At 49.0% G+C, this 12,788-nt stretch carries 7 protein-coding genes; 5 read left to right on the top strand and 2 right to left on the bottom strand.

All coding sequences use genetic code 11. The annotated features are described in order from the left end of the window. Positions 1-48 precede the first annotated feature (48 nt). Complete coding sequence (locus JR338_04380) at positions 49-1,725, bottom strand: hypothetical protein (protein ID QRN83992.1); 1,677 nt, start codon at positions 1,723-1,725, stop codon at positions 49-51. Positions 1,726-2,268: 543 nt separating this feature from the next. On the opposite strand from JR338_04380, the gene JR338_04375 reads away from it, so the two are divergent. Both JR338_04375 and JR338_04370 read left to right on the top strand, forming a co-directional pair. Beyond that, on the top strand, positions 2,269-3,489 hold the full coding sequence (locus tag JR338_04375; GenBank protein QRN83991.1) for a hypothetical protein: 1,221 nt from the start codon (positions 2,269-2,271) through the stop codon (positions 3,487-3,489). A gap of 14 nt (positions 3,490-3,503) precedes the next feature. After that, entirely contained in the window at positions 3,504-4,145 is a 642-nt protein-coding gene (locus JR338_04370) for a hypothetical protein (GenBank protein QRN83990.1), read from the top strand. Between the two features lie 59 nt (positions 4,146-4,204). Here JR338_04370 and JR338_04365 read toward each other — a convergent pair whose 3' ends face one another. Next, positions 4,205-5,689 (bottom strand): serine hydrolase, encoded by a 1,485-nt coding sequence (locus JR338_04365; protein QRN83989.1) that lies wholly within the window; start codon positions 5,687-5,689, stop codon positions 4,205-4,207. Between the two features lie 148 nt (positions 5,690-5,837). Here JR338_04365 and gmd point away from each other — a divergent pair, with 148 nt between their 5' ends. The 3 genes from gmd (at position 5,838) to JR338_04350 (ending at position 12,769) form a co-directional block, all read left to right on the top strand. Beyond that, on the top strand, positions 5,838-6,908 hold the full coding sequence (gene gmd / locus JR338_04360; protein ID QRN83988.1) for a GDP-mannose 4,6-dehydratase: 1,071 nt from the start codon (positions 5,838-5,840) through the stop codon (positions 6,906-6,908). Between the two features lie 383 nt (positions 6,909-7,291). Then, positions 7,292-9,736 carry a valine--tRNA ligase gene (locus JR338_04355; GenBank protein QRN83987.1) on the top strand — a complete coding sequence of 815 codons (2,445 nt, stop codon included), beginning with the start codon at positions 7,292-7,294 and terminating at the stop codon, positions 9,734-9,736. A 342-nt stretch (positions 9,737-10,078) separates the two neighbouring features. Further along, on the top strand, positions 10,079-12,769 hold the full coding sequence (locus JR338_04350; protein ID QRN83986.1) for a valine--tRNA ligase: 2,691 nt from the start codon (positions 10,079-10,081) through the stop codon (positions 12,767-12,769). Positions 12,770-12,788 lie beyond the last annotated feature (19 nt).

The following is a 12,788-nucleotide window of genomic DNA, read 5'->3' as shown; positions in this document are numbered from 1 at the left end:
TGGCCAAATCATTGAATAATCTGAAGCCTGACATAACAATAGTATTCCTTATTCAGGTGATACGTAGGTGTGGTTGAAGACCATGTAGCGGAGAGCAGGAGCGTCAACTTTGACGACAGTCACGCCTTCCACTTCCATCAAGCGGATAGCCTCAACGGGACCGAGGGTCCGCCAGGCAACGTCGATCTCGCCTGATTCAATGGCATTGGACATGGTGGTCGGATCAGCGAAGTAGCGGATGATCACATTCGGGATAATGGCAGCATCATCGCCGAAGTAGTATTCGTTAGCTTCGAGAACCATCTGCTCGCCGGGTGTGTGGGAGACCATCTTATATGGGCCAACCCCATCCAGAACCTCTGGGAAAGCATTGATGACATCCATTGTGAATTCAGCGGGATTAACTGCAACGAAAGGAGCGGTAGCAGCTAAGGCCGGGAAGAACCCGAAGGAGGCTTTGAGGTTGTATTTCACGGTCAGGTCATCAACAGCTTCAACGCTATCAACGTAGAGCTGGATCAGGCCGGAAACCTGGCCCTCAAGAGCGTTCAAACGATCCCAGGAGTAGACGTAGTCAGCAGCGGTCACAGGGGTGCCGTCAGCGAACATCAAGTTATCACGGAGGGTGAAGGTGTAGGAAAGACCATCTTCACTAACAACCGGGAAGTCGACGGCTGTGCCGGGAACGAGCTCGGAGGTGCCGGGGACGTAGGACAGCAGGGCAGCGCCAGTGTTCTTGATGATTTCCCAGTCATGGGTTGCATAGGCATCGTCAGCGTCGAGGCTGTTGACCTCGTCGGTGGTGCCGATGATGATGGTGTCCATGCTGCCGGAGGCCGGTATGGCATCTTCGGTGAAGCTCAGGACGTTATAGTTGAACTCAAAAGGTGGGCCAACAACGACGCCTTCAACACCGTCAGCATAGGTGATGAATTCGGGTTCCCAGAATAACGGGATGGTGGGGACATCTTCAGCGTAGAGTTCACCAATTTGCTGGTAAAGGTCTGTACGTTCCGCGGGATCCGATGAGGAAGCGGCAGCCAGCAGGAGTGCATCCATTTGCTCATTGCAGTAGTTCACACCATTGTCAGGTGACTGCAGGCAGGAGGAGAATGGGGAGAGCCAGTTCTCAGGATCGGCAAAATCCGGGAACCAACCGAGGATGAAGAAGGGCAGATCGCCGGCAACGAAGCCATCGACATATTCAGCCCAGTTCATGCTGTTCAGGTTGACCACGATCAAACCGGTTTCTTCGAGTTGTTCTTTGATAACCTGCATAACGTCAGCTGTGGTTGTGCCGTAGTGCTCGGGGGGGAACCAAAGGTCGAAGACAAATGGATTGTCTGCGGTATAGCCTTCACCCTCAAGCAGGGAGATAGCCATATCCAGGTCACGGGTGCCGTATTTGTCGAAGAACGGCTGGGTGGCGTATGGATAGCCATCGGGAACCATGTGATAAGCAGGAACGTTGCGGCCTTCGAAAACGCGGTCAACGATGACTTCGCGGTCGATAGCGGCAGCAATAGCTTCGCGCAAGGGCTGTGTCCAGAGGAATTCTGGGGCAGCTTCTTCAGTGGCAACCTCGGTCTCTTCAACGACTGCTTCAGTTGCTTCTGGCGCTTCGGTCTCGACGACAGGTTCCTCGGTGGGTGTCTGGCAAGCGGAAAGGATCATGCTTGCGACAACAACGAGAGCGACCAAGAAAAACAATTTTCTAGATTTCATTTTTTACTTCTCCTTTGAAAATTTGGCTAATGCTTGTTTCGTCCGTTAGTGGAAAAACATTGATTGTAATTTGATATAAGATTCACCTCCTTCTCATCAAAGATAAAAAGTTTCCTAATACTTAAAATATGGAACACCAAATAATTAGGGTCTGGCTGCTAATTTTGAAGTGAGGTGGTGAGGGATACCATAAGAGCGCCCAAATTGATCAGAGTGAAAGGTATTGATGTAAGGGGCAACTTTCTGGTACTTAGCAGAAATGTGCTATATAAATTTAAAGATAGAGGATAACACTAATTTCGGATATCTCAATATTATCACAACTATTTTATTCTATTCTTAACAAACCGTTAAAAAGTAGTTCATTTTTTCTCCTGAAAACTGTTGAAAAAAGGAAATATTCAATTTAGTTTGGGAATAATTAATAATATACCTTTAGAATATAAAGAAATCTTAGGATACGCTTGACAATATTGACTTACATGATAATATTATTTTGAATATCAATTTTTCAATCCTGTTTTAAGATCAAAGGATGCAATTATGAGCCACATCTTGCAAATTTCTCAATCCGACCCCGTTATCCATCTGAAGGCTTATGGTGGGCTGAAAATTGAAGGCGTCCAGCAGGACCAGGTGCAATGTGAAATTGATGCCCCGCAACTTGCAACACTGATGGAAGAGGATGGTCATGTATATCTAACGGCCAATTCATCCTGTAGTGTCACCGTACCTGTCGATTCCTCAATTCAAATTGAGAAGGGGATGGGCTCCGTTAGCATCAAGAATATTCGCGGTGATATTACGATTGAAAAGGTAATGGGAAATTTGGTGCTGACCCAGGTGGGATCTGCACATTTGGAACGGACCGGTGGCAACTGCGCTGTCCGAGATTCCTCCGGCGAAATTCTTTTGGAAAAGGTGGGCGGTAACCTGGTGGTGGATAAGGTCGCTTCGCTACGCTGTGAGAAAGTCGGCGGGGTCTGCCTGATAAAAGATGTAACTGGGGATGTATCGGTTGAAAAAGTTGGAGGAAATTTCAAAGCCGAGGAGGTCGCGGGATTGACTTATGTTGGGAGAGTCGGTGCTGATTTCAGAGCTTTGGATTTGACAATTAATGAGGATATTGTTGCAGGAGGGAATATTCGACTTGCCCGATTGAATCTATCGGATGATGTGGATTTGCGCGCGGGCGGGGATGTAATTCTCTCACTAGTTGATACCCTTCCGGGAGCGAAGTTGGTGATGCGGTCAGGTGGACACCGAATCCGGATTACCCATCAGAATGACGATATCGAAATCAAGGCTAAAGAGTACGAATATGCTTTTGGCGATGAGGCTTATAATATCGATATTTCAGCCGGTGGAAAAATATTGATCGGCGAGGAAATTGGCAGCGAAGCGAAAGGCATTGAGGTTGGCGATTTATCCTCATATTTTTCGTATGAGGAAAACACCTTGAATGAAATGGTTCAAGAGCGCATTGAAGCCGCAACCCGGCGGGCTGAGGCAAAAGTTAAAGCTGCCGAAATCCGTTTAGGGCAGATTCGGGAAAATGTGGAGAAGAACCGGAAGATCAAAATAGATATTGATTTGGATGACCTGAAAGCGGTTAAATCGGTTACCCCTGTACCACCCGTGACGAGAAAAGCCGGGAAGAAAGGAGCTTCCGACGAGGAACGCTTGATGATCCTGAAAATGCTGCAAGATAAGATGATTTCTGTTGATGAGGCTGAGTCCTTGTTCAAAGCCCTTGAGAATTAATTAAGGAAGCTGAAATGGAAAATTCTGAACGCAAGATCCTTGATATGGTGGAGCAGGGACAGATCACAGCCGATGAAGGGCTGCGGTTGATGAACGCAATGGGTAAAGGGACTGTTGACCCGCAGCCGGAAGCCCAGGAGGCCAATGGCGGGGTCGCTCGTGAAACAAACCGGTCAACCGGCAGTTATGCTTCCCATATTTCATTGGAAGAGGTCGCCCGTATGAATCGGCTCAAGAACTGGTGGTTATTACCATTCAGTATTGGACTGGTTATTTTGTTCCTGGGTGCCATCTGGATGTATGCCGGTTATCGGGATGCCGGGTTTGGCTTCAGCTTTTGGATCGCCTGGGTGCCTTTTTTGCTGGGTATCTTCATTGTGGCGGTCAGTGCCCGTACAAGCAAGAGCGTGTGGTTTCACCTCAAGGTGAAACAAGCGCCGGGTGAAAAACCTGAGCAGATCAATCTCAGCTTGCCACTGCCGTTGAACCTGGCGAAGTGGTTCTTTACGGCATTTGGAGAAAAAATTACCGGCCTAGACAATAAGGTTGTCGGTGATATTCCAGCTATTTTAGAAAATCTTTCACCTGAGGAGCCGTTCTACGTACATGTGAACGACGATGATGATGGAGAAGAGGTTGAAATTTATATCGGCTAAGTAACACGGAAATAGAAATGCATGAAGAAAAAGACCCTCAGTTTTGAGGGTCTTTTTCTTTAATTTGCAGTATCAATGTTGAAGTAGTTATAGACAGCCTGGCTCAGTTGAGCGAAGAGTTCGTTGACCGGATCGAAGATGGCCTGAACGGGGTGGTGGACGAAGATTGAAAGCGCATAATCGCCACCAGGGGTATAGACCAGGGCTACATCGCCAATGGTATGAAGCAGGCCATCCGTTTCATTCGCCCAGCCATGTTTATGCGCCACGGTCGTGCCGGAGGGGACGCCGGCCTGGATCAGGACGGCGATTTGATTCCGTGCCAGATAGGTGACCATCAGATCGCACTCCTGCTGGCTTATCTCACCCGGGAAGGCCGCGATCAAAGCACCGCCGTCGTAAGTCTGACATTGATAGATATCTTCCAGCAACATGCCCATATCAGCTGTGGTGGTCTGCAGGAAGGCATCTGGACCTGTGTCAACATCGTCACGGGAATTGGCAGGGGTTGTATAGAGCTGCAGTGGTGGCGCGCCAAGATAAAAATATGCGCCCCAGAAGGTATTATCCAGCCCAAGAGTCCGCATATCTTCTGTCACAAGGATGGGAGCGAGGTTCTCGTCAATCACGGTCATGGCGAGTTCGTCCGTGCTTGTGTTCTCGGATTGTTCGATCATACTTTCCATCAAAGCGAGGTATTGATTTGGGGCAGGTTCATTCAGGATTTTGAAGGAGGACACCATCACTGGGATTTTGATTGTGCTCCAGGCGGAGAAGGCAATATTCGGCGTCAGGTCTGATCCCAGCTCATAGGCAAAATGGATATTCTGATCGCTTTCCATGTCTTGCAAATAAACTTCGACAATCCCATCAAAGCCGGAGACATCAATGATCTGTTTCAGCATCGTCTCAAGGTCAGAGGACGATGGCCGCGGAATGGCGGATTGCCCTAAGGAGAGGGCGATACTACGCTTGTCCGGTGAATTGAGGGCATCAATGACCTGGAGGGTAGCCCTGTCCAGATTGAGGCTGGTGCCAGTGACGCCGCTCTCAAATTCGGTTGTGCCTGGGATGGGTTTTGGGGAAGAGGAGGGCGTATCGTAACGGGCTGCGATCTCTGTTTCCAGGTAATTCCGAATGCGCGCTTCATCGTAATCCGCATTGAGAGGAATATTGATGATTTCGATGTTACGGTTCCAGAGGAAATTCCAGAAACCGCTCCAGAATGGTTCAGACACACGCATATTATCGGCCACAGCTAGCATGTTTTCGACCTGCGGCTCGAATCCCAGCACGGCCGGGCGGATTTGAATCAAACTGCCGGCATAATTTAGCTCAATGGGTGAGCGGAAGACGGTGTAGATCCTCTCTGCGGCCTCTTCATAGTTGAGACCACCAATCGGAATGCCACTGACCTCCAGCCCGAGTGGGAAGTTGTCACGAATCCGGCTGTAGCTGACCAATTGAATGGTGGCCAACGTCATTGTTATTAGCAGGAGACCAATCGCGATCCAGCGAAGCAGGGGAAAAGTTTTTCTTTTCATAATGATTACCCATTATACTTAACGATGGCGAATATTGCCATGAATGGGCAGATTTGCCTAATTTTCTGTTTACATTTCAAGTTTGACAGTCAATACTGTAAGGGATATACTTTTATTTCAACTTTTGAAATAAATGTTGGAGGTTCAATTGAAAACTGCATTAATTACCGGCATTACAGGGCAAGATGGTTCCTATCTGGCTGAAATGCTTCTGCATAAGGGCTATGAAGTGCATGGCCTGATTCGAAGGGCAAGTACATTCAATACCCGCCGGATTGATCATATCTATAAAGATCCTCATGGCAACGGCCATAAGGTCAATTTATTCCTGCATTACGGGGATGTGACCGCACCGGATAGTTTATTGGATGTGATTTACAACGTCAAACCGGATGAGGTCTACCACCTCGCTGCTCAAAGCCATGTTCGCGTGAGCTTTGACATGCCCGAATATACCGGTGACGTGACCGCTTTGGGCACTGTGCGGATTTTGGAAGCCATCCGCAAGGCTGGGATGAAATCCCGTTTCTATCAGGCCTCATCCAGCGAGTTGTTTGGGTCATCCAAACCACCCCAAAGTGAGGAAACGCCTTTCCGTCCTCGCAGCCCCTATGCTGCTGCCAAACTCTACGCTTATTGGATCACCAATAATTACCGCGAAGGCTATGGCATGTACTCCGTCAATGGGATTCTTTTCAACCATGAATCACCTCGCCGCGGTGAGACCTTTGTGACCCGCAAGATCACCATGGCACTGGCCAACATCAAAGCCGGCAAGCAGAAACATCTCTATCTGGGTAACCTGGAGTCCCGCCGGGACTGGGGTTATGCACCAGAGTACGTTGAGATGATGCAGATGATGCTCCAGCAGGATAATCCTCAGGATTATGTGGTTGGCACAGGTGAAGCACATAAAATTTCAGATTTCCTGGATGAAGCGTTTGGCTATGCCGATATGGATTGGCATGATTATGTCAAGATTGATCCGCGTTATTTCCGCCCGACCGAGGTGGATTTCCTTGAAGCGGATATCAGCAAGGCAAAGAAGCTGCTGAAATGGGAACCCAAGATCAAGTTCCACGAGCTGGTCCGGATCATGGTGGATGCCGATCTGGAACTGGCCGGGCTGGAAGCCCCTGGCGAGGGTCGCAAGATCATCGAGGATAAATTCTCGGGCTGGCACCGCTGGGAGGACCAGGTCGTCTCAATGGGACGGTAAACGTATCGAATATTAGATTAATGAAAAGCACCGGATTTCCGGTGCTTTTTTCGTGTTGCATTATTTGTAAATAAACACAATCTTGATTATAATATTTAGAACAATCTGCGGAAAGAGAGTGCCGAACCAACCGCCAGAGAAGGATGCCACAAGGCTGGAAGCGTCCCCGGGATTTGGCGGCAATCGAAGTCGCCGCAGCAATCTGCTGAAGAAAACCAATAGGTGATTAGAACAGCACGGGTGCGCCCGTTAGCGCGTGACCGGATGATTGTCCGGAATGAGAGCGCTGTGCGTTACAGCGAATTGAGGTGGTACCGCGGAAAATTCCCCTTTCGTCCTCTGGGATGGAAGGATTTTTATTTTAAAAGATAGGAGTAGCTCCAATGGACAAGCATTATGACCCAAAGACAATGGAACCTGAATTGCAGCAGTTTTGGGAGGATCATGGTGTTTATCATTTTGATCAAGACAATGTGAAATCGATATATAGTATTGATACACCGCCGCCAACTGTATCGGGTAAGCTGCATCTGGGGCATATTTATTCATATAGCCATGTAGATTTTATGGCCCGTTATTTTAGGATGAGAGGGCATAAGGTCTTCTATCCGATGGGTTTCGATGATAATGGCTTGCCCACAGAGCATCTAGTTGAAAGAAAGCTGGGCAAAACAGCCCGGGAAATGGGGCGTAGAGAATTTATTGACGCCTGTCTCGAAACGAGTGATGAGGAAGAGGCTGTATATCGTCAGTTATGGCAGCGATTAGGCCTGTCCATTGATTGGCGGTACTCTTATCGGACGATTGGAGAAGATGCTCGGAAGATATCGCAGAAATCATTCTTGGACTTATACGAAAAAGGGCTGGTTTATCGGCAAATCGCACCTTCAATCTGGTGCCCTAAATGTCAAACCGCCATCGCACAGGCAGATCTGGTTGATATTGAGAATGAGAGTGAATTTGTCACCCTCAGATTTGACCTGGAAAATGGCGGTTCGATCCCAATCGCTACTACACGCCCAGAATTGCTGCCTGCATGTGTCGCAGTTTTTATACATCCAGCTGAGGACCGATATGGCGACATTGTGGGAAACAAAGTGATTGTGCCCCTATTTGGGCAAAAAGTACCGATATTGGCCGATCCTCAAGCAATTCCTGAAGTTGGAACTGGAATTGTAATGTGCTGCACATTCGGAGATCAAACGGATATCCACTGGTGGCGCGCTTATGACCTGCCCTTGATCGAGGCAATTGATCGGGAAGGGAAAATGACAGAAGCAGCTGGCGTTTTTGCGGGTCGATCTGTGATTGAAGCTAGAAAGGATATCAAATCAGTCCTCGAAAAACAGGGGTTGTTATTGGATCGAAAACCGACCTCCCAGATGCTGAGGGCGCATGAGCGGGATGATGTGCCTGTTGAGTATCATACGAGTTGGCAATGGTTTGTACGCCTCTTAGATGAAAAACAACTGTGGCTAGAATTAGGTGAACAACTTCAATGGCATCCAGATTACATGAAGAAGCGTTATATCTCATGGGTTGAAAATTTGAGCTGGGACTGGTGTATTTCCCGTCAAAGATTTTATGGAGTACCATTTCCAATTTGGTACTGCAAGGATTGTGGTGAAGTCTTACTTCCGAATCCTGAAAGATTACCTATTGACCCATTGATAGATAAACCGGATGGGCCATGTCCTACCTGCGGGAGTATGAGCTATCTCCCAGAAGTGGATGTGCTTGACACCTGGGCGACTTCATCCTTATCTCCTCAAATCGCGACTCATTGGAATTCGGATGATGATCTATTTCAAAGTCTATTTCCAATGACACTTCGTCCACAGGCGCATGAGATTATTCGGACTTGGGCCTTTTACACAATTGTAAAATCCTGGTACCACTTTGGGAAATTGCCTTGGAAGGATGTGATGATTTCTGGTTGGGGAATCGCCGGAGAGGGAATGGGAAAGATCAGCAAGAGTCGAGGTGGGGGACCGATGCCTCCGATGGAAATGTTGGAGAAGTATTCTGCAGACGCTGTTCGTTATTGGGCAGCAAGTACGGGCACGGGGAAGGATGCAATTATCAGCGAGGAAAAGGTCAAAGTTGGCCAAAAATTGGTAAATAAGCTTTGGAACCTGGCTCGTTTTAGTCAAAAGTTCATTTTGGCTCCGATGGGTGAATCTCAACCTCAAAATTTGACCGGTGCGGATCGTTGGATTTTGGCTAAGCTCAATGAATTGATTAATCAAGTGACGTTAGCGATGGATCATTATGATTATGCCTTAGCTAAAACTGAAATTGAGAAATTCTTATGGGGATTCTCCGACAACTATTTGGAAATGGCTAAAGGAAGACTTTACTCTGATGATGAAGATATAACCGAGCCTGCAAAGTTCACATTGAGTAAGGTGTTGTTCTCGTTGGTTAAGTTATTTACGCCATTCATGCCCCATGTGACTGAGGCGATCTACCAATCCCTATTCGATGATCCTGAAAATCCGTCTTCTATTCATACTTCCACTTGGCCGGAAGTTGATGAAGAATTTTCCAGCCCTGAATATCTGGAATTGGGGATACAAATAGTTTCAATCGCATCAGCTATCCGTAGATATAAGAGTGAAAAGGGACTTTCTCTTGGCACAATAATTCCAAAGTTAGAAATTGAGGTTGTCAAGGGTAAGGATTTGATATTGCTAAAGGAAGGTTTGCCTGATCTGAAAAGTATTACGCGTGCGAATGAGATAGAAATTGTGCCTGTAATCTATCATGGAATGACTGAAATACATGTTGACCTGGATTCAGTCAAAATTGCTATTAGAGAATCCTGAAGATAAAGTAGATTGACTTAGGAATTAATTATTATTATAATCAGAGCGGTGTTAAAACCTTTCGGAGAATAGTAGATTGTCCACCCGGAAAGAGAAGGTTGGTCAGGGCTGAGAGCCGCCACCGGTAATAACGATCGAAGTCACTCTGGTTAATCTGCTGAAGAAAGCCAATAGGTTATTAGACCAGCACGGGTGCGCCCGTTAGCGCGTGACCGGATGATTGTCCGGAATGAGAGCGCTGTGCGTTACAGCGAATTGAGGTGGTACCGCGGAAGATTCCCCTTTCGTCCTCTGGATGAGAGGGCTTTTATTTTAATTTATCGTGTTTGGAGGATGGACCTTATGGCTAAAGAACTGCCTAAAACTTATGATTTTACTGAAACCGAGAGCAAACTTTACCAGTGGTGGTGGGATCAGGGTTATTTTGAACCCAGCAACGACCCCAACAAGCCTGGTTTTGATCCGAAGGTTAAACCCTTCGTGATCTCCATTCCTCCCGCCAACGTCACCGGCAGCCTGCACTTGGGGCATGCGATGTTCGTTTCGCTGGAGGACCTGATGATCCGCTATCACCGCATGCTCGGGGATCCGGCTTTGTGGGTGCCTGGTGTGGACCATGCCGGCATTGCCACTCAGTTGCAGGTGGAAAAGATGCTGGTGAGCAAGGGAACCAGCCGCGAAGAACTGGGCCGTGAGAAATTCCTGGAAGAAATTTGGGCCTGGAAGGAGAAGTTTGGCGGCATCATCACCAAGCAGATCCGCCGCCTGGGCGCAAGCTGTGACTGGACCAGAGAACGCTTCACCCTCGATGAGGGGCTCTCGAAGGCCGTGCGGGAAGCTTTTGTGCGGTTGTATGAAAAAGGCTGGATCTATCGCGGCCCGCGGATGATCAACTGGTCGCCAGGCTTGATGACGGCTGTGTCGGACCTGGAAGTGGAATACTCTGAAGAACCGGGAAAACTGTTTTACTTCAAATATATGGTTGCGGGGAGCGATGAGTTCATCCCGGTGGCGACCACCCGGCCTGAAACGATCCTGGGCGATACGGCTGTGGCCGTGCACCCCGAAGATGAGCGCTATGGGCACCTGGTGGGCAAGAAGGTGGTTGTACCGATGGTGGGACGGGAAATCCCCGTGATCGCTGATGATTATGTGGACCGCGAGTTCGGCACCGGTGCGCTCAAGATCACCCCGGCGCATGACCCACATGACAATGAGATTGGTGCAAGGCATAACCTGGCCTCGATCAATGTGCTCAATAAGAACGCCACCATCAATGAAGAGGGCGGCGCATATGAGGGTCTGGATCGCTTTGAGGCCCGGAAGAAGCTTTGGGCCGATATGAAAGCGGCTGGGCTGGTCATCAAGGTGGAGCCCTATATGATGAAGGTGCCTCGCTCTCAGCGGGGTGGTGAGATCATTGAACCGATGGTCTCCACGCAGTGGTTCATTGATATCGAACATATGGGCAAGGCCGCGTTGGATGCTGTGAAGGATGGCCGAATTGAGATCATCCCTGAACGCTTCAAGAAAGTCTATTTCAACTGGATGGAGAACCTGCAGGACTGGTGCATCAGCCGCCAGCTCTGGTGGGGACACAGGATTCCGGTATGGTATTGCGATGACTGCCGAGAGATGACCGTGACCCGTGAAGATCCGACCGAGTGCATCCATTGCGGCAGCAAGAATATCCACCAGGACCCGGATGTGCTGGATACCTGGTTTTCTTCAGGGCTGTGGCCTTTCTCCACTTTGGGTTGGCCTGATGAGACCCCGGACCTTGATTACTTCTATCCGACTTCCGTGATGGAGACCGGGTATGACATCCTGTTCTTCTGGGTGGCCCGGATGATTATGGACGGCCTGGAATTCACTGACGAAGCACCATTCCACACGGTTTACCTGCATGGTCTGATCCGGGATGAAAACGGACAGAAAATGAGCAAGACCAAGGATAATGTGATCGATCCCCTGGAAGTGATGGATGAATTAGGGACCGATGCATTGCGCTTCACCTTGCTGGTGGGATCGTCACCCGGCAAAGATACCAACCTGTCGCTCAAGAAGGTGGAAGCCAATCGTAACTTTGCTAATAAGCTCTGGAATGCGGGGCGGTTCATTATTCGCAATATGGATGCCATTCCTGCCAAACCTGAGGGCGGGCCTGAATGGACAGCGGCAGATTCATGGATTTGGGCGAGGATGAAAACCCTCAGCGAAACCGTGAACCGCTTGTTTGAGACCTATCAATTCGGTGAAGCCGGCCGCCAGATCTATGATTTCTTCTGGGGTGAGTTTGCGGACTGGTATTTGGAGATTTCCAAGGACCAGATCGCTGAGGGCGGCGACCGAGCATTCTATACCGTCCAGACGCTGGTGCGGGTGTTGGATACCTGCCTGCGGTTCCTGCATCCCTTCACGCCCTTCGTGACCGAGGCGCTTTGGGGGCACCTGAAAGAAGCCTGTGAAGAGACTTCCAACCTGCTGGCCCCGAAAGGCGGCTGGGAGGAGGCCCTGATCGTGGCGAAATGGCCTGAGATCGAGCCGGTGGAGGGCTGGGAAGAGGCCGCTGTGGCCGATTTCAGCCTGATCCAGGAAATGATCCGGGCAATCCGCAATATTCGAGCGGAATATAAAGTGCAACCGGCACATAAGATTGCGTGTACGATAAGTGCCGGTGAGAAGTTGGCTGTGATTGAGGCGCAAAAGCAGACCTTCGTTTCACTTGCCGGGCTTGATCAGGAGAACTTGTCCATCGTGAAGGATGCTCTGGAACCCTCGGATGACCGCATTACACTGGTGATCACACCGGTGGAGATCACGATCCCACTGGCTGGTCTGGTGGACGTGGAAGCCGAAAGGGAACGCCTGGCGAAAGAACTGGCGGAAGCTGAAGCGCAGATTGAGCGGCTGGAAAAGTTACTTAACAGTCCGTTTGCCCAAAAGGCCCCCGCAACCGTGGTCGAAAAGGAACGCGCGAAGCTGGCGGAGTATCAGGAGACTGCGGAGCGGTTGAAATTGCAATTGGGATAACAGGCACTTAATCTGTTAA

The sequence above is a fragment of the Chloroflexota bacterium genome (assembly GCA_016887485.1).
Classification (GTDB): Bacteria; Chloroflexota; Anaerolineae; order Anaerolineales; family Anaerolineaceae; genus Brevifilum.
This window is presented reverse-complemented; position numbering and strand designations above follow the sequence as displayed.